Annotated in this window: 32 protein-coding genes and 1 tRNA gene; 19 read left to right on the forward strand and 14 right to left on the reverse strand. The window is 67.7% G+C overall.

Annotated features, from left to right (window positions below; all coding sequences use genetic code 11):
- Positions 1 to 56 precede the first annotated feature (56 nt).
- Positions 57 to 374, forward strand: coding sequence for an STAS domain-containing protein (locus tag ACIBKY_RS54120; RefSeq protein ID WP_397110351.1), 318 nt, complete (start codon positions 57 to 59; stop codon positions 372 to 374).
- Entirely contained in the window at positions 371 to 1,282 is a 912-nt protein-coding gene (locus ACIBKY_RS54125; RefSeq protein WP_397110353.1) for a BtrH N-terminal domain-containing protein, read from the forward strand. The genes ACIBKY_RS54120 and ACIBKY_RS54125 overlap by 4 nt, the downstream gene beginning before the upstream one ends.
- On the opposite strand, the gene ACIBKY_RS54130 is transcribed toward ACIBKY_RS54125, so the two are convergent.
- The 6 genes from ACIBKY_RS54130 to ACIBKY_RS54155 all read right to left on the reverse strand — a co-directional run bounded on the left by ACIBKY_RS54130 (position 1,265) and on the right by ACIBKY_RS54155 (position 5,765).
- Entirely contained in the window at positions 1,265 to 2,053 is a 789-nt protein-coding gene (locus ACIBKY_RS54130; RefSeq protein WP_397110354.1) for an NUDIX hydrolase, read from the reverse strand. The genes ACIBKY_RS54125 and ACIBKY_RS54130 overlap by 18 nt on opposite strands.
- A gap of 72 nt (positions 2,054 to 2,125) precedes the next feature.
- On the reverse strand, positions 2,126 to 2,863 hold the full coding sequence (locus tag ACIBKY_RS54135) for a M15 family metallopeptidase (RefSeq protein WP_397110356.1): 738 nt from the start codon (positions 2,861 to 2,863) through the stop codon (positions 2,126 to 2,128).
- Positions 2,864 to 2,886: 23 nt separating this feature from the next.
- Positions 2,887 to 3,345: a universal stress protein gene (locus ACIBKY_RS54140; RefSeq protein ID WP_379615585.1), complete on the reverse strand. Its 459-nt coding sequence runs from the start codon at positions 3,343 to 3,345 to the stop codon at positions 2,887 to 2,889.
- A gap of 13 nt (positions 3,346 to 3,358) precedes the next feature.
- Positions 3,359 to 3,601: a hypothetical protein gene (locus ACIBKY_RS54145; protein WP_379615583.1), complete on the reverse strand. Its 243-nt coding sequence runs from the start codon at positions 3,599 to 3,601 to the stop codon at positions 3,359 to 3,361.
- Entirely contained in the window at positions 3,598 to 3,984 is a 387-nt protein-coding gene (locus ACIBKY_RS54150) for a hypothetical protein (RefSeq protein ID WP_397110358.1), read from the reverse strand. The genes ACIBKY_RS54145 and ACIBKY_RS54150 overlap by 4 nt, the downstream gene beginning before the upstream one ends.
- Complete coding sequence (locus tag ACIBKY_RS54155; RefSeq protein WP_397110360.1) at positions 3,981 to 5,765, reverse strand: MDR family MFS transporter; 1,785 nt, start codon at positions 5,763 to 5,765, stop codon at positions 3,981 to 3,983. The genes ACIBKY_RS54150 and ACIBKY_RS54155 overlap by 4 nt, the downstream gene beginning before the upstream one ends.
- 85 nt (positions 5,766 to 5,850) lie before the next feature.
- On the opposite strand from ACIBKY_RS54155, the gene ACIBKY_RS54160 reads away from it, so the two are divergent.
- The 6 genes from ACIBKY_RS54160 to ACIBKY_RS54185 all read left to right on the forward strand — a co-directional run bounded on the left by ACIBKY_RS54160 (position 5,851) and on the right by ACIBKY_RS54185 (position 10,342).
- A complete protein-coding gene (locus tag ACIBKY_RS54160) occupies positions 5,851 to 6,420 on the forward strand; it encodes a TetR family transcriptional regulator (RefSeq protein WP_397110362.1) in 570 nt (189 codons plus the stop codon).
- Between the two features lie 53 nt (positions 6,421 to 6,473).
- Positions 6,474 to 6,809 carry a hypothetical protein gene (locus ACIBKY_RS54165; RefSeq protein ID WP_397110364.1) on the forward strand — a complete coding sequence of 112 codons (336 nt, stop codon included), beginning with the start codon at positions 6,474 to 6,476 and terminating at the stop codon, positions 6,807 to 6,809.
- Positions 6,800 to 7,729, forward strand: a complete 930-nt coding sequence (locus ACIBKY_RS54170; protein ID WP_397110365.1) for a hypothetical protein — start codon at positions 6,800 to 6,802, stop codon at positions 7,727 to 7,729. Before ACIBKY_RS54165 ends, ACIBKY_RS54170 begins: the two co-directional genes overlap by 10 nt.
- Positions 7,730 to 7,820: 91 nt before the next feature.
- A complete protein-coding gene (kstD, locus tag ACIBKY_RS54175) occupies positions 7,821 to 9,554 on the forward strand; it encodes a 3-oxosteroid 1-dehydrogenase (protein ID WP_397110367.1) in 1,734 nt (577 codons plus the stop codon).
- Between the two features lie 153 nt (positions 9,555 to 9,707).
- Positions 9,708 to 10,154, forward strand: coding sequence for a lamin tail domain-containing protein (locus ACIBKY_RS54180; protein ID WP_397110369.1), 447 nt, complete (start codon positions 9,708 to 9,710; stop codon positions 10,152 to 10,154).
- Between the two features lie 11 nt (positions 10,155 to 10,165).
- The gene (locus ACIBKY_RS54185) at positions 10,166 to 10,342 is read left to right on the forward strand and encodes a hypothetical protein (RefSeq protein WP_379615567.1); all 177 of its coding nucleotides are present in this window, start codon (positions 10,166 to 10,168) and stop codon (positions 10,340 to 10,342) included.
- Between the two features lie 169 nt (positions 10,343 to 10,511).
- On the opposite strand, the gene ACIBKY_RS54190 is transcribed toward ACIBKY_RS54185, so the two are convergent.
- The gene (locus tag ACIBKY_RS54190; RefSeq protein WP_397110370.1) at positions 10,512 to 10,907 is read right to left on the reverse strand and encodes a hypothetical protein; all 396 of its coding nucleotides are present in this window, start codon (positions 10,905 to 10,907) and stop codon (positions 10,512 to 10,514) included.
- 441 nt (positions 10,908 to 11,348) lie between these two features.
- Between ACIBKY_RS54190 and ACIBKY_RS54195 the strand changes: the two genes are divergently transcribed.
- Positions 11,349 to 12,395, forward strand: a complete 1,047-nt coding sequence (locus tag ACIBKY_RS54195) for a trypsin-like serine peptidase (protein ID WP_397110371.1) — start codon at positions 11,349 to 11,351, stop codon at positions 12,393 to 12,395.
- On the opposite strand, the gene ACIBKY_RS54200 is transcribed toward ACIBKY_RS54195, so the two are convergent.
- Both ACIBKY_RS54200 and ACIBKY_RS54205 read right to left on the reverse strand, forming a co-directional pair.
- Positions 12,396 to 12,593: a hypothetical protein gene (locus tag ACIBKY_RS54200; protein ID WP_397110372.1), complete on the reverse strand. Its 198-nt coding sequence runs from the start codon at positions 12,591 to 12,593 to the stop codon at positions 12,396 to 12,398. It lies immediately after the preceding gene.
- Positions 12,594 to 13,099: 506 nt separating this feature from the next.
- The gene (locus ACIBKY_RS54205; RefSeq protein WP_397110373.1) at positions 13,100 to 13,330 is read right to left on the reverse strand and encodes a hypothetical protein; all 231 of its coding nucleotides are present in this window, start codon (positions 13,328 to 13,330) and stop codon (positions 13,100 to 13,102) included.
- Between the two features lie 405 nt (positions 13,331 to 13,735).
- On the opposite strand from ACIBKY_RS54205, the gene ACIBKY_RS54210 reads away from it, so the two are divergent.
- The 3 genes from ACIBKY_RS54210 to ACIBKY_RS54220 all read left to right on the forward strand — a co-directional run bounded on the left by ACIBKY_RS54210 (position 13,736) and on the right by ACIBKY_RS54220 (position 15,221).
- Entirely contained in the window at positions 13,736 to 13,975 is a 240-nt protein-coding gene (locus ACIBKY_RS54210) for a hypothetical protein (RefSeq protein ID WP_397110374.1), read from the forward strand.
- Between the two features lie 458 nt (positions 13,976 to 14,433).
- A complete protein-coding gene (locus ACIBKY_RS54215; protein WP_397110375.1) occupies positions 14,434 to 14,700 on the forward strand; it encodes a hypothetical protein in 267 nt (88 codons plus the stop codon).
- Between the two features lie 221 nt (positions 14,701 to 14,921).
- Positions 14,922 to 15,221 carry an immunity 53 family protein gene (locus ACIBKY_RS54220; protein ID WP_397110376.1) on the forward strand — a complete coding sequence of 100 codons (300 nt, stop codon included), beginning with the start codon at positions 14,922 to 14,924 and terminating at the stop codon, positions 15,219 to 15,221.
- Positions 15,222 to 15,479: 258 nt separating this feature from the next.
- Here ACIBKY_RS54220 and ACIBKY_RS54225 read toward each other — a convergent pair whose 3' ends face one another.
- Positions 15,480 to 16,703, reverse strand: coding sequence for a DUF4041 domain-containing protein (locus ACIBKY_RS54225; protein ID WP_397110377.1), 1,224 nt, complete (start codon positions 16,701 to 16,703; stop codon positions 15,480 to 15,482).
- Positions 16,704 to 17,031: 328 nt separating this feature from the next.
- On the opposite strand from ACIBKY_RS54225, the gene ACIBKY_RS54230 reads away from it, so the two are divergent.
- A complete protein-coding gene (locus tag ACIBKY_RS54230) occupies positions 17,032 to 17,337 on the forward strand; it encodes a hypothetical protein (RefSeq protein WP_397110379.1) in 306 nt (101 codons plus the stop codon).
- Between the two features lie 433 nt (positions 17,338 to 17,770).
- Here ACIBKY_RS54230 and ACIBKY_RS54235 read toward each other — a convergent pair.
- Both ACIBKY_RS54235 and ACIBKY_RS54240 read right to left on the reverse strand, forming a co-directional pair.
- Positions 17,771 to 17,860 (reverse strand) — tRNA-Ser (locus ACIBKY_RS54235).
- Positions 17,861 to 17,992: 132 nt separating this feature from the next.
- On the reverse strand, positions 17,993 to 18,553 hold the full coding sequence (locus tag ACIBKY_RS54240; RefSeq protein ID WP_397110381.1) for a YceI family protein: 561 nt from the start codon (positions 18,551 to 18,553) through the stop codon (positions 17,993 to 17,995).
- A gap of 85 nt (positions 18,554 to 18,638) precedes the next feature.
- Between ACIBKY_RS54240 and ACIBKY_RS54245 the strand changes: the two genes are divergently transcribed.
- Positions 18,639 to 19,136, forward strand: a complete 498-nt coding sequence (locus tag ACIBKY_RS54245) for a MarR family winged helix-turn-helix transcriptional regulator (protein ID WP_379615512.1) — start codon at positions 18,639 to 18,641, stop codon at positions 19,134 to 19,136.
- Here ACIBKY_RS54245 and ACIBKY_RS54250 read toward each other — a convergent pair.
- Positions 19,090 to 19,599 carry a SigE family RNA polymerase sigma factor gene (locus ACIBKY_RS54250; RefSeq protein ID WP_397110383.1) on the reverse strand — a complete coding sequence of 170 codons (510 nt, stop codon included), beginning with the start codon at positions 19,597 to 19,599 and terminating at the stop codon, positions 19,090 to 19,092. The genes ACIBKY_RS54245 and ACIBKY_RS54250 overlap by 47 nt on opposite strands.
- Positions 19,600 to 19,793: 194 nt before the next feature.
- Here ACIBKY_RS54250 and ACIBKY_RS54255 point away from each other — a divergent pair, with 194 nt between their 5' ends.
- Positions 19,794 to 20,747 (forward strand): hypothetical protein, encoded by a 954-nt coding sequence (locus ACIBKY_RS54255; RefSeq protein ID WP_397110385.1) that lies wholly within the window; start codon positions 19,794 to 19,796, stop codon positions 20,745 to 20,747.
- 6 nt (positions 20,748 to 20,753) lie between these two features.
- Entirely contained in the window at positions 20,754 to 21,536 is a 783-nt protein-coding gene (locus ACIBKY_RS54260; protein ID WP_397110387.1) for a MauE/DoxX family redox-associated membrane protein, read from the forward strand.
- A 103-nt stretch (positions 21,537 to 21,639) separates the two neighbouring features.
- Here the strand turns inward: ACIBKY_RS54260 and ACIBKY_RS54265 are convergent, their stop codons facing one another.
- Positions 21,640 to 22,821: an ATP-binding protein gene (locus tag ACIBKY_RS54265; RefSeq protein WP_184958954.1), complete on the reverse strand. Its 1,182-nt coding sequence runs from the start codon at positions 22,819 to 22,821 to the stop codon at positions 21,640 to 21,642.
- A 272-nt stretch (positions 22,822 to 23,093) separates the two neighbouring features.
- On the opposite strand from ACIBKY_RS54265, the gene ACIBKY_RS54270 reads away from it, so the two are divergent.
- From ACIBKY_RS54270 to ACIBKY_RS54280, 3 genes are read left to right on the forward strand one after another with little or no spacing between them, the layout of a single operon-like run.
- Positions 23,094 to 23,549 carry a MaoC family dehydratase gene (locus ACIBKY_RS54270; RefSeq protein ID WP_397110389.1) on the forward strand — a complete coding sequence of 152 codons (456 nt, stop codon included), beginning with the start codon at positions 23,094 to 23,096 and terminating at the stop codon, positions 23,547 to 23,549.
- 39 nt (positions 23,550 to 23,588) lie between these two features.
- Positions 23,589 to 24,065, forward strand: coding sequence for a SigE family RNA polymerase sigma factor (locus tag ACIBKY_RS54275; RefSeq protein ID WP_184958952.1), 477 nt, complete (start codon positions 23,589 to 23,591; stop codon positions 24,063 to 24,065).
- Positions 24,062 to 25,312 (forward strand): hypothetical protein, encoded by a 1,251-nt coding sequence (locus ACIBKY_RS54280; protein ID WP_397110391.1) that lies wholly within the window; start codon positions 24,062 to 24,064, stop codon positions 25,310 to 25,312. The genes ACIBKY_RS54275 and ACIBKY_RS54280 overlap by 4 nt, the downstream gene beginning before the upstream one ends.
- Positions 25,313 to 25,512 lie beyond the last annotated feature (200 nt).

Genomic DNA, 25,512 nt, shown 5'->3' on the forward strand with positions numbered 1-25,512 from the left:
TGCGCACACCACCATAGCGGCTGTTCCGCTCCCGACGCTCGCGGTAAGTTCGGTGGGTGGATCTCAGGGTCGAGGTCGAACGCGCCGGTAGGGACGCCCTCGTGCGCCTTGAGGGGGATCTCGACAAGCTGTCGGCTCCCCGGCTGAGGCAGCGGCTCGTGGAGCTGTCCGAGGACGGCTGCCACACGCTCGTGCTGGACGCGGCGCTGCTCGACTTCTGCGACTCCAGCGGGCTGTGGGTGCTGGTCGAGCACCACCGGCGCATGACCGCGCTCGGCGGGACCATGCGGCTGAGCGGTGTGCACGGCATCCTGCAGCGCGTTCTCGACGTCACCGGCCTCAGGGCCGTCTTCTACCCGGTGAGGGCACCATGACCCACCACGAGTCGGCGCTGCTGCGCCGCGTGCTCGGTGAGGAACTGTCCGAGGCCATGTGGTTCGGCCTGGGCGGCGGGATCGGCTTCATGTACTTCGTCTTCGAGTACTCCGGTGAGCCGCCACACCTGTCGATCATCGCCCAGGCGCACCCGGAGCCGATGCTCGCGCGGGCCCTGGACCGGGCTGGGGTGCCGCATGAGATCCGCCACACCGGCTCGGCCAAGGTGGCGGAGCGGAACCTGCGGGCGGCGCTCGGAGCGGGGCACCGGGTGGTCTGCCGGGTTGACCGGCACCGGCTGCCCTGGCGGCCAGACTTTCCTTTCCCCGAACCCATCGACGTGGACGTGCTCGGCCTCGATGGCGATCGGGTACGGCTCGGCGACGGCGACCTGTCTCTGGAGGCGTTCCTCGACGCGTGGTCGGCGGCCAAGAAGGAGCGCCACCAGCTCATCGAGATCGCCGGGACCGGCGGCGGGCGGCCGGACGTCGCCGGGGCGATCAAGGAGACCGCGGCCAGGCTGACCGGGCCCGTGCTGGGCAACAACTTCGACGTCAACTTCGGGCTGTCGGGCATGCGCAAGCTGGCCGAACAGCTCGGCGACACCTCGACCAAGCAGGGGTGGACGCGCCGGTTCACCGACGCGGGGGTCGCGCTGGAGCGGCTGGCGGTGTGCCTGGACGTGGAGTACACGGCTCCGGCGGCGTCGCGGCCGCTGTTCGCGGAGTTCCTGGCCGAGGCGGGGGAGGACGCCGCTTCCCGGATTTATCGGGCTTCGGGGGAAATTTGGGCGGATGTGGTGAGTGCGGCGCGGGCCGGGGAGTCCTACCCGCGCATCGGTGAGCTGGTGGCCGCCGCCGTACGGGAGGAGGAGCGTGGGGCCGCGCGCCTAGGAGCGCAGTTGTGAGAGCAGCCATCGGGGTCCGGACGTCTCGGCGCCGAGGGCGGCCACACGTTCCTTGAGGCCCCGGTCGGCGGTGACCACGCGGTAGCGTTCCCACGGCCTGGCCTGCCGTACGAGCTCGACGATGGTGTCGTCGCCGCTGCGCGCGGCCGCGACGACCTCGACCTCGCCGGTGGGCGGCGCCTGCCTGGCCGCGCCCTCCACGACCGCCACGATCCTCGGGTACCACTGCGCGAGCAGCGGGTGCGTGAGGCCGCTGCGGGCGGCCACGTCGCGCACCAGGCGGGTGGCGGCGCCGAGGCGGTCGTTCCACCAGCCGTGCTCGGCGCGGGCGCCGACGATGTTGGCCACGTCCAGCACCACGGTCTCGGGGACGAGCACGCCCTGGACCTCGTCCCACGTCTCGGCGAAACCCGGGTGCAGCTTCCTGGCGGCGATCTCGGGCAGGGGCAGCCAGAGGAGCTCCGAGCTCTCGGAGTTCGCGGGCGCCGCGTCCAGCAGGGCGCCGGCCTCGGCGATCACCGTCTCGAACGTCCATCCGCCGTGGTCGTCGAGGTAGACGCCGCGCACCCGCAGGCCGTCGGCGCCGAGCGCCGCCTCCTCGTGCGCCTCGCGCAGCGCGCTGACGATCGCGTCCTCGTGGCTGTCGCGGGCGCCGCCGGGCAGGCCCCACGTCCCGCCGTGATGGCTCCACCACGCGCGCTTCTGCATCAGGACGTGCGGAGTGCCCTGTTCGTCATGGTGTACGGCCAGCAGCCCCGATGCCCCGTGCACCCCCCAATGCCGGTGTCCACGCGCGCATTGGGCCCATCCGTCACCGTCTTTCGCCGCCATACGAATATTCTGTCAGCCCCCGCCCTTGCTGAAATGCTGGTAGTCCTTCGTGCCCGACCAGTAGCCGCCCCACTCCCATCCGACGGCGGCGAAAGCCTTCACCACCTTGTCGCGGGGATTTATGACGCCTTTACCATCCATTGGGCGCTCGGTGAATTTCTTCGCGTTTTGGTGGGCTGTGCCCCCGTCTGCAGTGACGTACGGGTTTTCGCGGGGATTGATGTCGATGGCCTGGCCGTAGGCGTGCTTCGACCAGTTGCTGGACCCGGTGGCGGGACGGCAGTTGAAGGCCGAGGTGTTGTCGGCGTCGATCGAGTCGTAGTCGTCGCCTTTGTAGGCGTCGACCAGCTCCATCTTCTTGATCGGCCAGCGCTGGGCGTACAACTTCCCGAAGACCGTGACGATGTCGTCGGTGACCGTCTCCCGCACGATCAGCTCGCCGGTGTGCGCCTTGTCGTCGAAGCCCCAGTAGGTCATCGTGATCAGCCGCAGGTCGCCGAGCGGCACGGGGCAGCCGGGCCGCCACGAGTACGGGACCCGGTCGCGGGAGACCTTGGAGATCTTGGCGCTGAACTCCGGCGGGCCGGCGGGTGTGCTCGGCACCTCAGTGGGTGCGGCGGGCTCTGTTGGCTCCGTCGGCGGTGCGGTCGTGGGCGGAGTCGGGGCCTGCGCGGCTGAGGCGACCGGTTTCTGCTGCCCGGCGCACGCTGCCGCCGCAAGCACCATGACCAGGGCTGATACACGCTTCATCCAGCCACGATACGTGCTTTCCGCTACGGCACGATGAGGACGGTACGTCGCGAGCGCCTGGCGAGTCCCACCGAAACCGAGCCGGTGAACCCGCGCCAGACCGAACGGGAACGGCCGACCACGATCGCGTCGGCCATGCTCGCGTCGGCCAGCGACTCCAGCGCGCGGGTGGCGTCGCCCCGCATGGCGATGAACTGCCAGGGCACGCCGACGCCGCGCATCTCGTCCCGCAGGTCCTCGGCCAGGTCGCCGGCCGGATCGGGGACGATCGGCGCACCGGCGAAGAACCAGAGCGTGGCGCTGTTCAGCGACTCCACGAACGCCACCAGCAGCCCGGCGTTGTCCCGGCGGGCGAGCCCGGCCGCGTACGCGAGCGCGTTGCGGCTGGGGCCCGAGCCGTCGTAGCCCACCACGATCAGGCCGGCTCCGTCCTTGCCGATCTCGAACCCGGGGTCGGCCAGCGGCTCCCCTTGGGGATACACGGCACGCCCCTGGTCAGCGCTTCTCGGCCACGTGCCGGCCGCGGCGGGCCAGTTCGCGCAGGGCGTCGGCCGCGTAGGCCACCAGCGCGGCGAACGACAGGCCGGCCAGGATGCCGCCGAGCCACAGGTCGTTGACGGTCGCGTCGGTGTACGCGGCGCCGCGCGGCTGGTACCCGACCGCGAACGGGGCGGCGACCAGCCAGAGGCCGCCGAGGAACAACAGCACCAGGGCGCTCACGCCCAGCTTCGCCTTCATCGCTTCTCCTCCACCAGTGAGCCGTTCTGCCGGGTTCTCATGTCCTCGCGCAGTGCCTCGACCAGCGGGGCCAGCATCGTGGCCAGTTCCGCTGAGGACGCGCCGGCCGGGGCGGCGGGGGCCGGCTCGGGTTCGGCGGGGCGCTGCCGTACCGTCACCAGACCGCGCGCGACGAGCTCCTCATAGATCGCGGCGGCGAACGCGCCCGCGCCGGCGAGCGCGACGACGGCCACGCCGAGGCCGGTGAAGAACTCCGAGTTGGTGGCGGCTGTCCAGTCGGCCCCCTCGGGCTGGGTGCCCAGGGCGAACGGGGCGATCATCAGCCACAGCCCGGCGAGCAGCGCCAGGGCGGCCGTGACCACGCCCACGAACTTGCGGATCATAGGGTGACTCTCTCTTTCTCGGGTGGCGCCGCCTGTGCGATGAGCGCCCGCGAGGTCGGGCGGAGCACGTCGTGGGCCACGGATCTGGCGCGCTCGCGTTCTGAGCGCTCGTCCGGCGGCGCCATCCTGGCGACGGCGCTCAGCAGGGCGGAGGGGTGGCCGTTGGTGTTCTCGACGCGCTGGGCGATGAGTTCGAGCAGCAGGCCGGCCAGGACCATGTCGTCCTTGGTGAGCGTCTGGGGCGCGGCGGCGGGCTGGTTGGTGCGCAGCGGAAGTTCCTTGAGGAACAGCGTGGCCACGAAGCCGAGCACCGCGATCGGCACGCCGACCAGGAACACGGTCTCCAGCCCGCGCGTGAACGACTCCAGCACGATGCCCTTGACCGGCTCGGCCAGGTGCTGGATGGCCTCGGGACTGCCCAGCTTCGGCGTGCCACCGGCGGGCAGGTTGATCCCGGCCGCCTGGAGCATCCCCGCCATCTCGTCCTTGAGGCGGTTGGTGAGGATCGCGCCGAACGCGGCCACGCCCACCGCGCCGCCGAGCGAGCGGAAGAACGAGACGCCCGAGGTCGTCGAGGCCATGTCACGCGGCTCGGAGGCGTTCTGCGCGGCGAGGATGAGCATCTGCATGGACAGGCCCAGTCCGGTGCCCAGCACCGCCACGTCGAAGCCGATCAGCCACTCGCTGGAGTCGACGTGCAGCCGGGACAGCAGGAAGAGCCCGACCGCCACGATCAGCAGGCCCGCGACCGGGAAGATCTTCCACTTGCCGGTCTTGGTGACGATCTTCCCGGAGATCACGCCGGCCAGGAACAGCGCGACCACCATGGGCAGCGTCATGAGTCCCGAGTTGGTCGGGCTGAGCCCCTTCACGATCTGCAGGTACTGCGGCAGGTAGATCATCGCCCCGAACATCGCCATGCCGACCAGCAGCGAGGCGAGGCTGGTGAGGACGAACGTGGGGTTGCGGAAGAGCCGCGGCGGCAGGATCGGGTCGCGGGACTTCTGCTCGGCCAGTACGGCCAGCGCCAGCATCAGCAGGCTGATCGCGGCCAGCGCGTAGGTCCAGAAGGAGTTCCACTCGAACTCCTGGCCGCCCAGCGTCAGCAGCAGCATGAGCGCGCTCGCGCTCGCGGTGATCGTGAAGGCGCCCCAGATGTCCACCGTGGTGTCGCGCCGGACGTGCTCGATCTTCAGGAACTTCTGGATCACGAAGAACGCGACGGCGGCGAAGGGCACCACGACGTAGAAGCACCAGCGCCAGCCGAGCCAGTCGGTGTCGACGATGAAGCCGCCGAGCAGCGGCCCCGCCACCGTGGACAGCCCGAAGACCGCGCCCATGTAGCCGGAGTAACGCCCGCGCTCGCGCGGGGAGACGATGTCGCCGAGGATCACCTGCGACAGCGCCGACAGACCACCCACCCCGAGCCCCTGTACGGCTCGCGCCGCGATGAGCTGGCCCATGTCCTGGGAGAGCCCGGCGGCCAGCGACGCGGCGACGAACAACGCCAGCGACGTCTGGAAGAGCAGCTTCCTGCCGAACAGGTCGGACAGCTTGCCCCAGAGCGGCGTCGAGACCGTCATCGTGAGCATCGTGGCCGAGGCCACCCACGAGTACTGGTCCTGGCCGCCGAGTTCGCCGACGATCGTCGGCAGGGCGGTGCCCACGACGGAGGTCGAGATCATCGAGGTGAGCATCGCGAGCATGAGCCCGGCCATCACCTCGAGGATCTCGCGATGCGAATACTGCCGTCGTCCGGCCTGGGCCACCAAGCGCCCCACCCCCTTGAACATGTGAATACCAAGCGAGTATACGCTCGTTTACTAGCCGCGCGGCAAGTGGCCACCGCGCGGGTAGAGTTCGGGCATGAACGCCGAGGCGGCCACGGAGGCCAAGCCGCGTGATCGCGAGGCCACCCGGCAGCGCCTGCTGCGCGCCGCGCGCTCACTGTTCGCCGAGCACGGCTACGAGCAGGTGACCGTCCGCATGATCGCGGCGGCGGCGGACGCCAACATCGCGCTGGTGGGGCGCTACTTCGGCTCCAAGGCGGGACTGTTCGGCGAAGTGCTGGCCGGCGAGCCCACGGTCGCCCGGGTCATCGAAGGCGACCGGGAGGGCCTGGCCAGACGGCTGGGGGAGTACGCGGCGGAACGCATGCACTCCGACCCGGAAAGCCCGATCCTGCGCTCCCTGGAACGCTCGGCCGGCGACCCCGAGATCCAGGAGCTCGTCCGCGAACGGCTCCGCAACGCGATCATCGCCCCGATGACCGCCGGGCTCGAAGGGCCGGACGCGCACACGCGGGCGCGGCTGGCGATCGCGGTCTTCCTGGGAATCGGGACCATGCGGCGCCTGCTCGGACCCGAGGTGCCCACCCCGGCCGACGTCGACCGGATCACCGCCGTCTTCGAGCTGTGTCTACGCCCGCACACGTGATCGTTACCTGGGTGAGGCGGTAGCCGTAACATCTGGGCCGCAGCATGTCCGGCATGCGAGACACGTCCATCGCGCACGAGCAACTCACGAAGCAGTCGGCGCCCGCCTTCACGGACCTGGCCGACGACCTGGCCGGCTCGGTACGGCGGGCCGAGGACATCCTGGGACGGCTGGGCTCCTGGCCCGTGGGCGAGGAGGCGGACGAGGCGTTCGTCGCCTGGTACGCGCCCAAGCGGCGGGAGATGCCGGAGATGATCGACGAGTTCGCCAAGGCCTACCGCGACCTCGCCGAGGGCCTCCTGCTGATGCGGCAGAACGTCGCCACCGTCGACTGGGGCATCGCCGACGACCTGCGCATCACCGACGTCCCGGTCTACCGATGGCCGTGAACGCCCTGCTGCTGGCCCTCATGGCCGGCGGCACGGGCTCACTGGTCGCCCTGCGCGTCTACGCGGGGGTGACCGCGCCGGAGATCCCGCCCGGCGAACTGCGCAAGGCCGCCAAGGCCTTCCGCGAACTGGCCGACGACCTGGACAAGGGCGACGAGGCCATCGCCACCAGGGCGAACGCCGCCGCCTCCAAGGTCTGGCTCAACAACTCCGGCGAAGGCGTGGACGCCTTCTCGAAGCTCTACCTCACCAACCTCAGGTTCTTCCCCTACGCCTTCGCCAACGACTGCCGGGTGATCGCGGTGGGCTGCGAGGCGTACGCGCGCATGGTGGAGGACGTGCGCGAGCGGTTCGTGGAGCTGGAGAAGGCCATCATGCAGTTGCTGTGGCTGGTCGCCTTCCAGCCCCTCACCACCGCCCTGTACGGCGTGGCCCAGGCGATGGCCGCCGCGCAGCTCGCCCGCCTGGTCAAGCTGGCCCAGGTCCTGAAGTCCGTGTTCCTCCACAACGTGGCCAGGATTCTCCGGCTGACCTTCCCGAAGTACGTCCTGACCACCCTGAACTACGCCGCGGTGGACGGCGCGGCCTATGCCGCGGGCTCGATGGCCGCCGACGCCTCCGTGGACGTCGCCCACGGCAGGGACGTGGACCCGTCGGCCACCGAGTTCGGCAAGATCGTGACGGCCAACACCGGCTACATCCTGGGGTATGACGCCGCCAAGCTCGCCCTGCCCGGCCCGGCGACGCGCGGTGGCGAACTGGCCGCCCGGCTGTTCGGCTCCGGGTTCGGTTACACGCCCGTGAAGAGCGCGCTGGACGGCGACGGCACCATTCTGCCGACCGGCGACGAATGGATCGGCGAGCTGGAGGGCCACGGCATGCGGGCCCTCATCTTCCCGCCGGGCTGGAGGTACCGCTGACGGTTGACAGGTGATCAAACCAAACGCATGCTTGGGTGGCTGTGGCCCTTGGCGCGAGGCCGTACTTCACTCCGTTGCGAAGGGTTCCGCCATGCCTGCACACCCCCACCCCACCCGCCGGACCGTCTTACGCGGCGGCGCGGCCGGAGCCGGGCTGCTGATCCTCGGGGCCAACGCCGCCCACGCCGAGGCCGCCGCCACCCAGGAGTTCGACGTCGTCGTGGTCGGAGCGGGGGCCGCGGGGATGACGGCCGCGCTCACCGCGGCCAAACGAGGGCTGAGCACGCTCGTCGTGGAGAAGGCCGCGACGTTCGGCGGCTCGGCGGCCAGGTCGGGGGCGGGGATCTGGGTTCCCAACAACGAGACGATCCTGGCGGCGGGCGTACCGGACACTCCGGCCAAGGCCGTGGCGTACCTGGGAGCCGTGGCCGGGCCCAGCGGGGTGCCGGCGGACAAGCAGGCGGCGTTCCTCGCCAACGGGCCGGCGATGATCTCGTTCGTCACGCGCAACAGCCCGCTGCGATTCCGCTGGATGGAGGGCTACTCCGACTACTACCCCGAACTCCCCGGCGGCCTGCCCAACGGACGCTCCATCGAGCCGGACCTGTTCGACGGCAACGTCCTCGGCGCCGAACTGGCCAACCTGAACCCCGCCTATATCCCCGTCCCCGCCGGAGAGGTCATCTTCAGCGCCGACTACAAGTGGCTCAACCTCGCCCTCGTCAACGCCCGCGGCGCCGCCGTCGCCCTGGAGGGCGCGGCCCGATGGCTGGCCGCCAAAGCCCGCGGCATCGAGCCGCTGACCATGGGGCAGGCGCTGGCCGGCGCGCTACGCGCCGGACTGGCCCAGGCCGGGGTCCCCGTCTGGCTCAACACGCCCCTGACCGACCTGCGCGTGGAGAACGGCCGCGTGGCCGGCGTCCTCGTCACGCGCGACGGAACCCAGACGCTGGTACGCGCCCGGCGCGCGGTCATCCTGGCCTCCGGTGGCTTCGAGCACAACGACGCCATGCGCGACCAGTACCAGGAACAGCCCATCGGCACCGACTGGACCGTCGGCGCCGCGGCCAACACGGGTGACGGTCACCGGGCGGGGCTCCAGGTGGGCGCCGCCGTGGAGTTCATGGACGACGCCTGGTGGGGCCCGTCCATCCCGCTGCCCGGCGAGCCGTACTTCTGCCTGGCCGAACGCACCCTGCCAGGCAGCCTGATCGTCAACCAGGCCGGGCGGCGGTTCGTCAACGAGGCGGCGCCGTACAGCGACGTCGTGCACGTCATGTACGAGCGGGACGCGATCCCGGCGTGGCTGGTGATCGACCAGAACTACCGCAACCGCTACCTGTTCAAGGACATCGCCCCGACGCTGGACTTCCCCGCCTCCTGGTACGGGGCGGGCGCGGTCGTGAAGTCATGGTCATGGAACGGCCTGGCCGCCAAGATGGGCGTCCCCGCCTCCGCCCTGAGCTCGACGCTGACCCGCTTCAACGGCTTCGCGTGGACCGGCCGCGACCTGGACTTCCGCCGTGGAGACAGCGTCTACGACCACTACTTCACCGACCCCGCCGTCATCCCCAACTCCTGCCTGGCCCCCCTGCTCCTCCCGCCGTTCTACGCACTCAAAATCGTCCCCGGCGACCTCGGCACCAAGGGCGGCCTGAAGACCGACGTCCACGCCCGAGTCCTGACCACCGCCGGCACCGTCATCCCCGGCCTGTACGCGGCGGGCAACGCCTCCTCCCCGGTCATGGGCCGCAGCTACGCCGGAGCCGGCTCGACCCTGGGCCCGGCGATGACCTTCGGCTACATCGCCGCCCGCCACCTGTAGACCGGGCTTCTCGGTGTGCGGGCTCTGTCCGTCGGGGAGCCCGCTTCCGTACCCGACCCCTGCTGACCGGATGCGGCCAGGCCGACAACCACCGTTATGGACCACCCGTCCCATGGAGCGTTCCCGTTCCCTTCGGACGCAGAGGATCCGACGATGCGCCTCCTCCTTCGGACAGCCGCCGCCACCCTGACCGCCGCCGCCCTCATCGGCATGCCCGCCCAGGCCGCGGCACCCGCCGTACAGATCATCAAGGTGTACTACGACAGTCCGGGCAAGGACACCCGCTCCAGCACCAGCCTGAACGCCGAGTACGTCGTCCTCAAGAACACCACCCGCAAGCCGATCCAGATGGAGAAGTGGATCCTGCGCGACAAGACCGGCTACAAGTACCGCTTCCTGGCGTTAGTCCTCAAGCCCGGCAAGACGGTGACGGTCCGCACCGGCGCCGGCGACGACGGCACCTCCACCGTGTACTGGAACCGCGGCCAGTACGTATGGAACAACGACGGTGACACCGCGAGCATCCACCGGTCATCCGACCTCAAGAAGATCGACACCTGCTCCTGGGGACGCGGCCGCGCCTGGACACATTGCCCCTAGCCTTGCGGTCCATGAGATGGTTACGCCGCCGCATCCGCCAGATCCTCGCCAAGCGACGATTCCGCCGCCGGAGGGCGCGCCGGCAGGACCTCAACACCCCGTCCTCCCCGACTGGCGGCCAGAACGACACGGGAGACGTGATCCGCGGCGCGGACTTCTACAACGACGGCACCACCGGCGGCTTCTGACACCCTCAGGGCGACTCGGTCCGCCCTGTCCTGGCTTCACGCCGAGAGACCCGCGGGCATCCTGGGACTCAATCGACCGATTCAGCCCGTCTGGCAAAACGGACCTGGCGCTATCGATGCGGATGAAGTGTGGATTTTGCGCGCGATACCGCAGAACACGTCTTGGTGCCTACTCCGGACGAATCGTCTGGAGCCAGACGCGAGGCCCGCCACCGTTCTCGATCGCCCAGAACATCCAGCCGTTGCGGTTGTCGTTCACCTCCGGCTGGTAATGCCCGACGACGGCCCGAGCCGCCCCGGTGGGGGACTTGTAGGACTTCCCTGCCAGAGGCCCGTCAACGATCTCGACCCGGGCCGGAGCAATGAACTGAGCACGGGTTCGATGTCCTGCGTAGTCGGCATAGATGGGGATGCCGTCTCCCGTCGTCTGGAGGGAGACGGCATGCCCACCCGCCGAGGGGTCGAGGATCAAGCGCCGCACGATCTCCCCCTCGGTGGTGCCTGCCATACGGGCGGCGAACGCCACCTTGTCCTTGGTGTCCTGCGATACCTCGATAAGCGCCATCAGGGATCTCCTCTCCGTGCAGAGCATACACAGCAAAGCAAGCACTGTGCGCAGCATTTCAAGCAAGGCCGAGAACGGGGACAGCGGGCCGTCCACCTCAGCCGGCGGGGCCGCAACGGTGTCGGGGACGCGCTCCGGGGCGGCCGACTCGATCCCTCGCCCCCGAGAAGGCCTGGTGCCCGGCACCTTCGCGATCCAGGGCGCCTCCCTAAAAGGGATAAATGGCGCTATGGCCCGAATATTCAGCGCAATTCCCGCGCTCCAAGATTTCATCTTTGACAGCCTTGACCTGCCCATCTCAACAATTGATTGTTGATGTGCGCATCTCGGAAATGCATAGGCGCATGCAGGGAGGTCGAGGCAGGGTTTGACGGATGCGCAAACGCGAACTGTGAGTGGTGGCAACCTAGCCAACAAATTCCGACAAGAAGGATACTACGGATGGCTAACCACAATTTCGGTACAGCAAGAAAGCGCTTCTTCGTCATCCTCGGCGTGCTGAGCCTCGCCATAAGCACAGGGAACGCCACAGCCGCGACCGCGAGCAGGGCCGACCCGGACCAGGCGGCCGTCAAACAAGCCGGTCAGACCGCGGCGCAACTGTCCGCCTACTGGACCCCGGCCCGCATCAGGGGCGCGAAGGAGACCCGGCCCGCGAACCGGAGCGCGGGCAACAGGAGCACTTCGGTACCGAAAACCAGTCTCCCGCCCCTATCCTCCGCCGGCACGCGCCCCGCCAGGGCCTCCAGTCCGGGCCCCCGCGACGTCCGCGCCGCCATCGTCAAGGCGCAGCGCTGGAACAGCCACGGCGTGATGCCGGCCACCACGATCGGCAAGCTCTTCTACACCAACGACCAGGGCGCGGACCGCTACTGCTCCGCCTCCGTGATCAACGCCAACAACCGCAACACCATCTGGACCGCCGGACACTGCGTCCACCGCGAAGGCGGCGGCGGCGCCCAGGGCTGGTTCACGAACTTCCTGTTCCGGCCCGACTTCGACGCCGGCAGTTCCCTGGGCACGTGGGGCTGGCGGACCGCGGCCTCACCCCGAGGCTGGACAGAGAACGGCGACTGGGCCTACGACATCGGCGCCATCGCCCTGGCCCCCAACTCCCAGGGCAACGTCCAGGACATCACGGGATCCCAGGGATACCACTTCAACAGCGGCCGCCACGACTACCAGGTCCACGCCTTCGGCTACCCGGAAGACGCCGCACCGGAAGACCGCCCCGAAATGGACGGCCAACGCCTCTGGTACTGCACCGGCGCCACCTGGAAGCCGGGCTCGGACAGCCGCATGGGCTTCCACTGCGACATGTTCCACGGGGCCAGCGGCGGACCCGTACTCTACGATCTCCAGTTCCCCCGCGGCTGGGGCTACATCATCAGCGCCAACAGCTGGCACTTCTTCGACAACGACGAGTGGCGCGACCCGTACCTGGGCGACGCCGCCGTCAACGTCTACAACACCGTCAAGGACCGCTAGTCACCCTCCGGTGGCGTCGCGCTGGCGCTCGTCCGTCCAGTAGTCGAGAACCTGCCCGGAATCTCCGTCATTCTCCAGTACGGCCGGCGAGACAGGAGACCTGGAGTCAGCCTGAGCGGCCAACACCATCCGATGCACCCCGAACCCCACCGCGACAGCCACCACAAACACCGCCGCAACCCTGACAGACACCTTCATCGACATAAGCGTCACTCCCCGCCTCAATCCTCCGACGCTGAGTGACCAATGGCAACCGCCAGTGCCGAACCGGTCTGACACGAAACCCCGACCGAGCTCAGCCAGCCAACCACCTGCCTGGCTGAGCTCTCCTGGCGCTCATGGACCATCCACCCCGGGCCGCACCGATGCGAGATTCCCAAGGAGGTGGTGTTTCGGTCGTCCTACACGCCGGCCCGAGATGAAGACCTACACGCACCCCGGGACGCGGTCTGACCCGCCTTGTTGGCGCATGTTGTCGCCGTGCGTACCGGGGCACCCGTTGATCCTGACCCCGGGCATCGGGTACTCCGTCTGCATGATGAGCCCTCGGCCGCCTCACGAGAGCCTCGGTACTGCGGAGCCTCAGCCGGATGGGGCGCTGAACCCGAACCGCATGTGCAGCTGGAAGACGGGCTGTTCCAGGGGTGTTCAACGTGGATCAACACCCGAAGCAGCACCCGCAAAGATCTTCGTCTGGGGCCGGCCTAATCGGCTGATGCCGAACCCTTGCCGACCTTCTTCAGGACCCACACGACGATGACCGTCGGAACGGCAATGCCGAGCAGGCCGATCGCTGCGAATGGCCACCCACTCAGTACATCCGGTAGCCATGGAAGATCGAACACTGCCGACACCCCGAAGATGATCCCCATTCCAACGAGGCCCAAGATCATCCAGAATGTGAACTCAAGGATCGCTTCTTTCAGGCGCCGCATTCGGTCCTCCCCACTGACTCAGATTCTGCCAAGACTTGCCCTCCTGCGCGCGGCCACCGCTTGATCATCCCGCCCGAAGGGAGGCGGCGTCCAGGGGCATGGGGTCAAGGTGGAGCGCTTTACAGGAGAGGAGCGACCTTGACCCCATGGCCCCTGGCCTGCTCGGCTTGTCGCGGGTCGACGGTGGGCGGAATGATCAGGCGTCCACCTCGGCCACCCAGGGTCCCTCGGTGGCGAGCACATCCTCAGCGATCATCCCGGAATCGGAAGAGCCTGTGCCGGGGTATGAAAGGGCTGCCTATGCGACGGTTGGGACTCCTTGCGGAGTGGTTCTGGCGCCTAGATACGTTCTTGGGTGGGGACGCCGCACCGCAACGGGCTCAGCGATTCTCTGCGGCCCACCCTGTGTATCTCGGGCTGATCACCGGTCCAGCCTTCGGCGGTTTCTTGGGAATCGTCGTGTTGGTCGGTGCAATAGCTGGGGCGGAACACGCGCTCACGTTGAATTCCCTGGCGTTCTGCGTGGGCCTGGGCGCGTTCATCGGGGTCTTCTTCGTGGGCTTGGGCTATTTCGAGCGCTGGCGGCAGCGGCATTACGGCCACTATCCGACACATGCCCAGGATCGACCTGGTAATCGTGCGTAGCGGCCCGAGCGGCGGAATGCACGCGAGAACGGCCCCCAGGTCCACACACGCAGCGTGCCGGCCGCAAGCTCGGGCCGCGTAGCGCCGCCTCGATCCGTTCTGCGAAAGGCTCTCCGGGCCGGAGACGCCTATGAGCGCTGGGGCACGATGGGGCGCAAGCTCGCTTGAGAGGAACGCGCGGAGCGAAGCGGAGCACCGATGGGGCCGCGGTGGGATCCAACTGGCTGACCACTTGGCTGGGCAACGGGCGGGCCTTGGGAGGGCGTCCGACCGGAGGGAGGTCCTTCAGGGGTCGAGCTTCAGCTCGACTGGAGAAACAGCCTTGCCCCCCACGCGCGAAGCGCGCATGAGGGGCAAGACCATGCTTGCGGAGGCTCGTGATCTGCAACCCAAACTGCAACTCATGGCGATCAAATGGAGGAGCATTCGAGGCGGCGGCCAGGACCTAAGATCACCTTATGTCCGATCTCTCGCTCCCTGAAACTTTCGGCTTCGGTGCCGCCGGACTGTTCGTCTGCGGCCTCGTCCTGTGGGCGGTGGGCATGATCCGAGTCTTCAGACAGCGCCGCGTGCTCCGATACACAGACCGGTTCAGAGCCGAGGAGCTCACCGGGCGCGTCCGTCAGCTCAAGGTCCGCGGGTACGAGGAGCAAGCAATCCAGCTTGTTCAAGTCGAACTCGGTATGCCGGCGAAAGCGGCCCGCTCCTGGGTCAGGTCCATCTGAGGCAACCAACTGTTAATCAGCGGATCGGACGTACAAGATCCTGGCATGTCGCATAATTAATTCGAGCTAACATGCTGCCCGAAAAGTCGCATGCCGATCAGGCTCGACCTGCGAAATCGCAGGTCAGAGTGCTGGCTGCCTGCCTGCCCCGTGATTCTCTACGATTCCCCCTCGTTTCCCCCCCTCGCGCACGCGACGGGTACGGCTGACAGACTCACCACATGATCACGGACCCACTTACCTTTCTTCAGTCTTGGTACGCCTCCGGCTGCGACGACGACTGGGAGCATAGCTACGGCGTGACGATCGGCACTCTGGACAACCCGGGATGGTGCATGAAGATCGACCTTGTTGGTACGTCCCTCGCGGGGACCTCGCTTGATCGCCTGGCAGTGGAGCGGACCGAGGACGACTGGCTACATGTCTGGAGCGATGGCGCCTGCTTCGAAGGAGCGTGCGGCCCTCTCAACCTTGGCGAGATGCTGGAAGCGTTTCGAGGCTTTGCCGACGGCGCTGTCTAGCCTCCCTCCGATGCCCCCATCGACGTCGCCTCTCGTCAGAAGTGCGCTGGAGAACGCAACTCACTCCTGAATCTGCGGATTAAAGGCTCGATTCTCGAGTGTTCTGGTTGGTTCAATGCAGATGAGACTGAATGAATGGCCTGCATTGACTGCCATTGATCGGGGCTGAACTGCAACTGGGATGCAACGGTCCCCACGTACAACGCGTGCACCAGTTGCGGCCGTGGCGTGAGTGCATGGATGAGGGGGTGTCCGGGATCATTTGACCGTTCCACTCGTCCCCATGGACTGCCGCCACTCCAAGGCCTCCGCCATGTCCCGGTACTCCAGCAAGTGTTGACCGGCGATCTTCTGTAGAACGTCACGGACTTCCGCAGGGGTGGCGCGGAAGAACTCTCGCCGCAGGTTCACCTTGTTGACACGCCGATCACTCAGCTGTGCATGCAGGCGGCCCTCCAGCCCCACGGCGTCCTCGCTGAAGATCAGCGCATGTGTGTCGAACTTGAACGGCACTGAAGCGTCGCCCAGCTCGCGAACGCGATCCTCCGGCTCCAATCGCCGGGTCATGCCAATCTTCACTACGTTTTCTCCGAACGCCCCAACGTTGGAGATGACGTATACGTAACCGGCTCGGATGTTCGCTTCGCGTGCTTCGACATCGGCGACCGCCACGCCGATCTCTTCTAGCTTCGCCTTCAGTTCCTCTATGCTCTCCGTGGATGCCTCACCGTTCTTCAACAGTTTTGCCAGCGCTGCGCGATAGTGCGCCTCCTCCTTGCGCAGGCGCGCTTTCTCCCGCTCGAACTCGCGGCGGGCAGCCTCTTCTTCTCGCTGCTGTTCACGCTGAGCACGGATGAATTCCTTCTCTTCTTCCTGTTTGGCCAGATAGTCTGCGGTCAACTCCAATTCGTGGATACGAGTGCGGTGGTATTCGGGATGGACATGAATGTGCATCGTGCGCCCAAGCTTCACGATGGTGTCCACAGCCTTTTCGAGCCGGTCAATCGCCGACTGGAGTTTGTAGGGCCGCATAGTGCGTACACAGTTGTCGGCCTCTGCGTTGTAGGCCCGCAGCATCAACTTGGAGAAGTCGCGCACCATCTTGCGGCCCTCGGACGCCGATCCGTTCACCTGCCAGTTGGTGGCACCGACAACAGCGCGGCCCTCTCGTGCCATCTCCTTGATACGCGCCTTCATTTGGCCAAGTCGCTCTTTGTAGGCGACCGCGTCACTCAGCGGATGCCGGTACTCGTAGATGCCCACCTCCTGGAGCAAGGTGGTCTCGTCGGTGTGTACGATTCGCTGCTCTGTCTCGCGCAAGCGTCGTGTCGCATCGTCGATCGCAGATCGTAGGCCCGCATGCTCCTGGTGCAACGTCTCGTTCATCGCCGCGACGCGCATGGCGTCCATGCCGCCAAGTCGCTCCACCCAGTCGCGTAGCTGTGCGTTCTCCTCTTCGAGCCGCTTCTTTCCGCCGAACAACCCGCCGCCTTTCCGGTCCGGGAGCTGAGAGATCAGTGTGTCTTCAGCGACCCAAAACTCCCACTCGGGCGGGGCCGGCGGCCAGGATGGATCCGGCTGCCACCCCTGCGGCGGCTTCCATCCACGAGGCGGGACGGGCCAACCCGGCGGAGGGTTGAACCGAGGGTCGGGCATTGGCGCTCCTTCGCTGGAGATGGCCCTACACAGGAGAGATAGCTACGAGCGCCAGAAGGGTTACAGGAAGCGAGCATCCAGGCCCCTCAACGTCCAATACGGGGTTGCAGCCCACGGCATTGGGCGCCCTAGTCTGCTCGGCGAGTACGTTGACGTGATCTGCGAGCGACTCGTCCAGCCGCCCCGCACGCTCACGGACTACAAGTCCAAGGCCCGAAACTGGATCATCCCGCTCCCCGGCAAACACCGCCTCGACAAGCTCGCTCCCGAGCACGTCCAAGCGGCCTACGCGACGACGCACGAACGAGGACTGCAGCCCAGCACGATCCTCAAGATCCACCGCATCATCTCCCGCGCTCTGAAGATCGCCCTACGGCGTGGAAAGATCACCCAGAACGTCGCCACGCTCATGGGACGCCGCTTCTGCGGGGACCACCGAGATCGGTCCCCTGACCCGTGAGGAAGCTCGCCGCATCCTCGACGTGGCCAGGACCCGCAGGAACGCCACACGCTGGTCCGTGGCTCTCTCGCTCGGCATCCGCGACCCGTCTCGGCGGCACCCATCGAGCGGGCCGAGGACTGGAAGACCTGGAAGTCGATCCTCAGGCAGGCCAACGTCCGAGACGCCAGGGTCCACGACGCCCGCCACACCGCCGCGACGCTCCTCATCGAGCAGGGTGTCCAACATTCGGGTGGTCCAAGAGATCTTGGGTCACACAAGAGTCACCACCACGGAGCGGTACACCCACGTGGCAAGCCCGCTGATGCGCGACGCAGGGGAGCGCCTGGCGTCCGCCCTCTGGGGAGACAGTTGCAACTAGGTCTGCAACTACGACAGGTTCACAAGATCAAAAAGGCCCTCCCTCGGTGATCGAGGAAGGGCCTCTCATCTGCGGAGGCTCGGGGATTTGAACCCCGGATGGGCGGTAAACCCAAACCGCATTAGCAGTGCGGCGCCATAGACCTGACTAGGCGAAGCCTCCCGGTAGCCACGTGGCTTCCGACAGCGTACCGGCCTTCAGGCGAGGCAGCAAAGCGGTTACGCAACGCATGTTGTCCACCGCCTGTGGATAACCCTGTCCACACCTGTGGACAGGGTCGCGTACGCCTCGGGCTCACGCAGGGTTGGCCTCGCCCTCGATCTCGATCTTGACCTTCTTGCCCACCAGTACGCCGCCGGTCTCCAGGGCCTGGTTCCAGGTCAGGCCGAAGGTCTCGCGGTCGAACTCGGCGCTGATGCTGAAGGCCCACACCTGCTGGCCCCAAGGGTTGGTGCCGGCGCCGTTGTACTCGACCTTGAGCTCGATCTCCTTGGTCACGTCGCGGATCGTCAGGTCGCCGACGACGGTGAACTCCTCGCCGGAGTGCCCGGTCACGCGCGTGGTCCGGAAGGTGAGCTCGGGGAACTTCTCGGCCGAGAGGAAGTCCTCGCTGCGCAGGTGGCCGTCGCGGTCGGGCTGGCCGGTGGTGATGCTGGCGGTCTTGATGGTGATCTCGGCCGTGGAATCGAGCGGGTTCTCCGCGATCGTGACCGAGCCGTCGAAGTCGGCGAACTGGCCGCGTACCTTGCTGACCATCATGTGCTTGGCCGTGAAGCCGACGTTGGTGTGGGCGGCGTCGAGCTTGTAGGTGCCGGCGGTGGGGATGTCCAGGCCGTCCCAGGTACGAGTGCTCATCGGGGCCTCCTTGAAATCAGGTTACTTGCGCCAACAAATGTCTACACGAGGAATATTCCTCGCGTCAACTATCGTCAGATACAGTATGAGCGTGAGCCCCTTTGACGACCCCCGCCTTACGGCCATGGGCCTGATCGCCGAGGTCCATGCCGGCCTGTCCGCACGGATGAACCCGGTCTTCCAGGCGGCTGGGCTGTCCTGGATCGACTTCGAGACACTGATCAGGCTGTCGCGTTCACCCGAGCAGCGCCTGCGTATGACCGATCTGGCGGCACAGACTGGTTTGTCCACGAGCGGGGTCACCCGCGTGGTGGACCGGCTGGAGCGTGAGAGCCTGGTCGCGCGGATGGCGTGCCCGACCGATCGGCGGGCCTCCTACGCGGTGCTGACCGACGCGGGGCGTGAGCGGCTGAGCGACGTGCTGCCGCGGCACCTCGCCGACATCGACGACTGCTACACCACTCTTCTCGACGACGACGAGCGCGCGACCTTCCTGTCCGCACTGCGCAAAATGCGCGATGTCGTACGGCCCGGCGCTACGGCTGGGGCGGCGGCTGAGCGGGAATGCACAACTCCAGCCTGAGCTTGGCCATCGCCCGTGAGACGGTGCTCTTGACCGTCCCCACGCTGATCCCGAGCACCTTGGCGATGTCCGGTTCGCTCATGTCCTCGTAGTACCGCAGCACGATGGCCTCCCGCATCCGCGCGGGCAACTGGTCAAGCGCCTGTTCGAGCCGCACGTGGACTTCGCCGCAGGCCTCGGCCTCGGAGCAGGTCTCCGGCAGTTCGTCGGAGGGGTACTCCTCCAGCTTCCGCCGCCGCCACTGGGAGATGTTGATGTTGACCATGGCCCGCCGTACGTAGCCGTCGAGCGAGCCGCGGTCCTGGATGCGGTCCCACGCCAGGTACGTCTTGGCCAGCGCGCTCTGCAGCAGATCCTCGGCGTCACAGGCGTGCCCGGTGAGCTGGTGGGCGGTGCGCAGGAGGGCGGGACCGCGAGACGTCACGTACTCGCGGAACTCCTCTTCCCGGCTGGCAGTCTGCATCGTGGCCAGAATCGCAGGGTGAGGGCCTGTTCGGGCTGAACCGGAATTCAGGATTCGGTCTACCAAACATAAAGGTCGGGACATGCCGGTGGCAGTTTGTTCGTCACCGGGTGTCTACACCTTCCCCCGGGGTTGCGTATTTTGCTCTCATCTGGGGTGTCCGGTGCCTGCCGTACCGGATCTCGTGTGAGGCTATGCGCGTGGGGTTTCCGAGTGTTGAGCGGCGCAGAGCGCTCGCCGCGGCCGCGTTGGGCCGGGAGGCGGGCGTGCCGGGCCCGGATCCCGGGGACGGCGCGCCGTTAACCGCGGTGGCAGGCGAGATCCTCGACGTGAGCCCGCATCTGATCATCATCGAGACCGTGGACGGCGAGGAAGAACGGCTGGTCATCGCGCCGTGGGCGACCGCGTGGCGGGGCGGCGACGTCGCGCCGGCCGATCTGCCCGTGGGCGGCCGGGTCATGATGCGCGCGTTGCGCGACGGCCGGGTCGTCGAACGGATCTGGGGTGACGTGACCCGGATGACCGGCACCATCGTCTCCATCGACGGCCGCAAGGACCTGTCCGTCGAGCTCGACTGCGGCTCCCACCGCGGCCGCCGCACCATCGTCATCCCCTATCGCACCACCGGGCGGTTGCGGGTACGGCATCCGCAGTTCGAGCCCGGCTACCTCTTCGACGCCATCGGCATCAGGGACCAGGGCGAGAGCCACGCCCTGCTGCCCGCCACCTCACAGCCCGCCTACCCGGCCAAGTCGGTGCCGTCGCCGCCGCCTGCCTACGCCGGGCAGCAGCCGCGCATCTCGGGCACCGCGACCTGGGCCGACGCCTTCGACGAGGACGAGCGGGGCGCGGCCTATCCCATGCTGGAGCGTTCCGACGCCGGGTGCCCGGACGCGGCGGTGTCCTGTGTCGGCCTGCCGTACCTGGCGATCGGATCGTTGTTGCAGGTCAAGAACCTGTGTACGACACGCAGCGCGAACGTGCCGATCGTGGCGTGCGGCTGCCTGGCCGGTCGCTTCTGCGACCGGTGCGTGGAGTGCGGCACCTCTCCGCGGGGGCGGATCATCGAGTTGTCGCCCTCGTCCTTCGTGGAACTGGGGGGCGAACTGACCAAGGGCTGCTTCAACGCCCAGATCGGATTGGGGTGACCGCACATGCTCGAATCGCAGCTGCCGGTGCTGATCGTCCTCCTCGTTTTGGGTACGGTCGCCAAACTCGCCACGGTGTACACCGGAGGCGAACCGGGCGCCCTCAGCCGCCTCGGCCCCGCCGTCCTGGTCCCCGACAAGCTGCAGGCCCCCGCACTGGTGTGCTGCGCGGTCGGTGAGCTGGTGCTGGTGACCGGCCTGGTGCTGACCACGCACCCGTTGTTCCGCTGGGGAACGGTGCTCTTCTTCGCGCTGTCCACCTACGTGCTCATGGAACTGCGCAGGCGCCGCCCCGACGCGGGGTGCGGCTGTTTCGGCGAGGTCAGCTCGGCGCCGGTGGGCCGCCGCTCGATCGGGCGCACGCTCGTGCTGACCGGGATGGCCCTGGTGTCGGTATGGGCGCCGGTGCCCGGCTGGGTGGCCTTCGCGAACCCTTCGTGGTTCCTCCTCCTGGGGGTGGCGGTGCTGGCCGTGCTCTCGCCCGAGATCGAGGAGGCGGTCGACCGGATCCGGTATCGGGCGCCGTGCGAGCAGCGTCCCGCGCCGCAGGAGAGCCACACGCTCGCGCGGCTGCGTGCCAGCGGCGCCTGGCGCGCCCACCGCGACGGGCTCGTCGCGGCGGAGCCGTACGACAGCTGGCGTGAGCTTTGCTGGCGTTTCTTCGCCTTTCAGAACCAGGCGGGCGACGACGTGGTCTTCGCCGTCTACCTCAGCGGACGCCGACCGGCCGTGCGCATGGCAGTGGTCAGCACGGACTCCATGCCGGAATATACGCCAGTCTCGGCCTGACGCTAGACCGTCCTATAAAGCGGTAGGACGGCATGACGATGTGGCTCTATTGGGTTGTCTAGCTTCCCCACTAGACAACCCAATAGAGGACTAGGAGTGCCGGTTAGATCGGTTGTGCACGTAGGAACCTCCCGAAATGCGGCACAGTGAACGCGATCTGACCGCGTTCGGCGCTGTAGATGAGACCCTTCTTGATCAAGCTGTCGCGGGCCGGTGACAGGCTGGACGGCTTGCGGCCCAGGGCGTCGGCCACGTCGGAGGTGGCCACCGGCTCGTCGCCGATCTGGGCCATCGCATGCATGTAGTCGCGCTCGGCCGGCGTCGCCCGCTCGTACCGGCTGCCGAAGAAGCCCACCGCGAGCTCCTCCTCCGCCTCCGGCGCCGCGACCTTGACGTCGTCGGCGGTGATCGGGCTGCGCGGCGCGAGGTCCCACGCCACCTTGCCGTAGGCCTGCACGAAGTAGGGGTAGCCGTCGGCCGCCTCGTAGAGCGCGTCGAGCGCGTCCTGGGTGAACTCCACCTCTTCCTCCCGGGCGGGGAGGATCAGCGCCAGATCGGCTGCGTCACGGTCGAGCTTGTCGATGCGGGCATAGCGGAAGAGCCGCTCGGAGTAGCTCTTGCTGGCCGACAGGACGCTCGGCAGGTGCGGCAGCCCGGCGCCGACCACGATCAGCGGCCCGCCGGTCTGCGACAGCTCGTGGCAGGCGGCGCACAGGGCGGAGATGTCGGCGGCCTGCACGTCCTGCATCTCGTCGATGAACAGCGCGACGCCGACGCCGAGGTCGGTGGCGACACTGGCCGCGTCGACGAACAACTCGGTGAGGTCGATCTCCAGGTCGCCGGAGTCGGCCCGCCCGCGGCTGGCCGGCACCTCGATGCCGGGCGACCAGTGGGAGGTGCCCTTGGCGGCGGCCGGGTCGCGCATCGCGAACGCCTTGAGCACGCCGAGGAACTCCTCGATGCGCTCGGGCGCGCGATGGCGCGGGGCCAGCTCGCGGATCGCCATGTGCAGGGCGGCGGAGACGGGGCGGCGGATCGACTGGTCGGGCCTGGCCTCGATCTTGCCGGTGCCCCACAGCCGCTGCATCGCCATGGACTTGAAGGTGTTGAGCAGGACGGTCTTGCCCACGCCGCGCAGCCCGGTGACGACCATGCTGCGCTCGGGGCGGCCACGGGCCACTCGCTCCAGCACCACCTCGAACTGCTGCAGCTCTCGATCACGGCCGGCCAGCTCGGGGGGACGCTGTCCGGCACCGGGGGCGTAGGGATTGCGCACGGGGTCCACGCTCTCGGACTTTATTGCCGGGTATAGCGGTCGTCGTAGATTTGGGAAGAAACAGCTACGGCGTGTCTGGACGAGCATGGCACCCCCTCTCACCTGGCCGAACCCGTGTTCGATTCGATACCCAGAACTGTAGCGCGCACTCGAACACCTGCGCGATGCTTTCGAGTAAAGATCTTCGCAACACCAGCCCCGACGCAAGGAAGTACTCACCCGGGAGCCAGCAAGAGGTTGAACTTGGCAGCCGCGCCGGGCGCCCAATAGCGTTCCGACCCATGCGGACCTTCGCGAACCTTCAGGAGCTCAAGGCGAGCGCCGGCGAGATCTTCGGCCCGACCGAGTGGCGCACCGTCACCCAGGAGCAGGTCAACCTCTTCGCCGACGCCACCGACGACCACCAGTGGATCCACGTCGACGTCGAGCGGGCCAAGCAGAGCCCGTTCGGCGGCACGATCGCCCACGGCTACCTCAGCCTGTCGCTGCTGCCGTCGTTCCTGGAGGAACTGGTCGAGGTCCAGAGCATCGCGATGGCGGTCAACTTCGGCCTGAACAAGGTCCGCTTCCCCAAGCCCATCCCGGTCGGCTCGCGCGTGCGCGCCACGGCCGAGCTGGCCGCGGTCAAGGGCAGCCCCGCCGGCCAGCTCACCACGCTGAAGGTCACGATCGAGGTCGAGGGCGAGCGCCGCCCGGCCTGCACGGCCGAAGTGCTCTTCCTGTACGTCCCCGAATAGCCGTGCAACAGAAGCACCCACGCGCCGCTCCTTGGATACGTGGACCACACAGCTGATTTCGACGAGTTCGTCCGAGCGAGGGGGGACGCCCTCCTCCGGTACGGCTATGTGCTGTCCGGAAATTCGGAGGACGCGGCGGATCTTGTCCAGGAGGCACTGGCGCGCCTGGGTGATGCCTGGCATCGCGTGCAGAACAAACAGAACCCCGAGGGGTACGTCCGCACGACGATGACCAGGCTGCACATCAGCGCCTGGCGTCGGCGGCACAGGGAGGACCTTGTCGCCGACGTACCGGAAGAGGGCAGGTCTGACAGGTACGGCGACGCCGACCTGTGGGCCGAACTCCAGGAGCTGCCGCGCAAGCAACGAGCCGTGCTCGTGTTGCGCTACTACGAGGACCTCGCCGACGCCGAGATCGCCGAGATCATGGGCGTCTCGCGGGGGACCGTACGCAGCCAGGCGGCCCGCGCCCTGGACAAGCTCCGCATCAAGCGAGTGCTTCAGGAGGCGCGATGAGAAGCGAAGAAGACCTGGTGCGGACGCTGCGAGCGGCCGCCGACCAGGCCAAGCCCCTGCCGGGCGGGCTGACGGAAGCGGTGGCGGCACGCCGCCGCGGACACACGAAGGGCCAGTGGGCGCGGATGGCGCTGGCCGCCGCTGCGGTCGTCGTCCTTGCCGGGGGTACGGCTTTCGCCCTGTCCAGCGGGGGCGGACAGGCCGGACCGGCGACCCAGGTCACCGTGACCAGCACGACGGAGCCTGACGAGGAAAAGCCGGTCGAACACGTCACCCAGGCCTGGCCGGAGGCGATCGCGAAGGTCCCGCGCGTGGCGTCCAACGGGTGGAAGTACCGCCCGGTCGCCGCGATCGGCCCGGCGGCGATCCTGCTGGCCGCGGACAAGTCATTCGAAAAGGCCGGCCGCGTGGCCGTCTACGACATGGCGAGCAAGGCCACACACGATCTGGGCGCGATTCCCGAACCCCAGCGCGGATACTTCGTCCAGGAATGGGCGGGCAACGACCAGCATGTCGTCTGGTACGGCGAAACGCCCAACAACAAGGACATCTGGGCCGACATCTGGGTCATGCCGCGGCCCGGCGGCGAGGCCCGCCGGCTCACGGAGCTGACCGGCGACCAGGCGCAGATCGAGGTCCTGAACGTCACCGCCGACCACGTCGTGTGGTCGGTACGCAAGGGCGGCGTCTACCGGATCCCCCTGACCGGCGGCGAACCGGAGAAGATCCAGGGCACCGACGACCTCCACCTGAACGCCTGGCCATGGGCGTTCGCCTTCGGCCCCGGCAAGCAGGGCGAACGCAACCAGACCCGGCTGGTCAACCTGGAGACCGGCAATTCCATGGACATAGCCCTGCTGGAGGGAGACAAGGGCGTCATCTGCAACGAGAACAAGTGCATCGGCACACAGGAGAGCGGCCTCATGTTCTCGCAGGGACCCCAGGGCGACTCACGGAAGGAACTCCCGGACGGGGTGAGCCTGCACACGGCCGAGGACCGGCTGCAGGACGACGTCATCAACGCCATGGGCGGCGGCCCGAAGCTGCCGCTGGCCTACGACCTCAGGAGCGAGCGGCTGGTCTCCTTCGGCAAGGAGGGGCTCGGCTACTGGTCCCTGCCCGGCATCCTCGCCTGGGACGACGACGCCAAGGGTGTCCAGAAGTGCGAGAACAACTCGTGCACGACCGAGGAGAAGGGCGGCGGCAAGGAACTGACCGTCGTCAACCTGAAGGCCGTCCCCCGATGATCACCGCCACGGCGAGCGCCGGAAGATAGGCGAGCACGAGCCCGGTGTCCCGGAGCGGGCATTCGCTCCGGGACACCCGCCACCGCGGTCATCAGCCTTCGTACGGCTAGATCGTTGATGTGAAATCAGTGATCGTAGGAGGTTAGGGATCGCTTTACCGGAGCGCCGGTGTTCCAGTTGTGCCAGATGGCGGCGTTGAG

The sequence above is a fragment of the Nonomuraea sp. NPDC050394 genome, assembly GCF_044459065.1.
GTDB lineage: Bacteria > Actinomycetota > Actinomycetes > Streptosporangiales > Streptosporangiaceae > Nonomuraea.

What these genes read in the sequence shown, in the direction of transcription:
- ACIBKY_RS54170 (WP_397110365.1), top strand. Translation starts at nt 6,800, where the DNA reads ATGGCCGTGAACGCCCTGCTGCTGGCCCTCATGGCCGGCGGCACGGGC.
- ACIBKY_RS54145 (WP_379615583.1), bottom strand. Translation starts at nt 3,601, where the DNA reads ATGAAGGCGAAGCTGGGCGTGAGCGCCCTGGTGCTGTTGTTCCTCGGC.
- ACIBKY_RS54270 (WP_397110389.1), top strand. Translation starts at nt 23,094, where the DNA reads ATGCGGACCTTCGCGAACCTTCAGGAGCTCAAGGCGAGCGCCGGCGAG.
- ACIBKY_RS54250 (WP_397110383.1), bottom strand. Translation starts at nt 19,599, where the DNA reads ATGCAGACTGCCAGCCGGGAAGAGGAGTTCCGCGAGTACGTGACGTCT.
- ACIBKY_RS54185 (WP_379615567.1), top strand. Translation starts at nt 10,166, where the DNA reads ATGAGATGGTTACGCCGCCGCATCCGCCAGATCCTCGCCAAGCGACGA.
- ACIBKY_RS54260 (WP_397110387.1), top strand. Translation starts at nt 20,754, where the DNA reads ATGCTCGAATCGCAGCTGCCGGTGCTGATCGTCCTCCTCGTTTTGGGT.
- ACIBKY_RS54190 (WP_397110370.1), bottom strand. Translation starts at nt 10,907, where the DNA reads ATGGCGCTTATCGAGGTATCGCAGGACACCAAGGACAAGGTGGCGTTC.
- ACIBKY_RS54220 (WP_397110376.1), top strand. Translation starts at nt 14,922, where the DNA reads ATGATCACGGACCCACTTACCTTTCTTCAGTCTTGGTACGCCTCCGGC.
- ACIBKY_RS54205 (WP_397110373.1), bottom strand. Translation starts at nt 13,330, where the DNA reads ATGCGGCGCCTGAAAGAAGCGATCCTTGAGTTCACATTCTGGATGATC.
- ACIBKY_RS54200 (WP_397110372.1), bottom strand. Translation starts at nt 12,593, where the DNA reads ATGAAGGTGTCTGTCAGGGTTGCGGCGGTGTTTGTGGTGGCTGTCGCG.
- ACIBKY_RS54165 (WP_397110364.1), top strand. Translation starts at nt 6,474, where the DNA reads ATGCGAGACACGTCCATCGCGCACGAGCAACTCACGAAGCAGTCGGCG.
- ACIBKY_RS54215 (WP_397110375.1), top strand. Translation starts at nt 14,434, where the DNA reads ATGTCCGATCTCTCGCTCCCTGAAACTTTCGGCTTCGGTGCCGCCGGA.
- ACIBKY_RS54135 (WP_397110356.1), bottom strand. Translation starts at nt 2,863, where the DNA reads ATGAAGCGTGTATCAGCCCTGGTCATGGTGCTTGCGGCGGCAGCGTGC.
- ACIBKY_RS54160 (WP_397110362.1), top strand. Translation starts at nt 5,851, where the DNA reads ATGAACGCCGAGGCGGCCACGGAGGCCAAGCCGCGTGATCGCGAGGCC.
- ACIBKY_RS54255 (WP_397110385.1), top strand. Translation starts at nt 19,794, where the DNA reads ATGCGCGTGGGGTTTCCGAGTGTTGAGCGGCGCAGAGCGCTCGCCGCG.
- ACIBKY_RS54180 (WP_397110369.1), top strand. Translation starts at nt 9,708, where the DNA reads ATGCGCCTCCTCCTTCGGACAGCCGCCGCCACCCTGACCGCCGCCGCC.
- ACIBKY_RS54125 (WP_397110353.1), top strand. Translation starts at nt 371, where the DNA reads ATGACCCACCACGAGTCGGCGCTGCTGCGCCGCGTGCTCGGTGAGGAA.
- kstD (WP_397110367.1), top strand. Translation starts at nt 7,821, where the DNA reads ATGCCTGCACACCCCCACCCCACCCGCCGGACCGTCTTACGCGGCGGC.
- ACIBKY_RS54195 (WP_397110371.1), top strand. Translation starts at nt 11,349, where the DNA reads ATGGCTAACCACAATTTCGGTACAGCAAGAAAGCGCTTCTTCGTCATC.
- ACIBKY_RS54245 (WP_379615512.1), top strand. Translation starts at nt 18,639, where the DNA reads ATGAGCGTGAGCCCCTTTGACGACCCCCGCCTTACGGCCATGGGCCTG.
- ACIBKY_RS54150 (WP_397110358.1), bottom strand. Translation starts at nt 3,984, where the DNA reads ATGATCCGCAAGTTCGTGGGCGTGGTCACGGCCGCCCTGGCGCTGCTC.
- ACIBKY_RS54240 (WP_397110381.1), bottom strand. Translation starts at nt 18,553, where the DNA reads ATGAGCACTCGTACCTGGGACGGCCTGGACATCCCCACCGCCGGCACC.
- ACIBKY_RS54280 (WP_397110391.1), top strand. Translation starts at nt 24,062, where the DNA reads ATGAGAAGCGAAGAAGACCTGGTGCGGACGCTGCGAGCGGCCGCCGAC.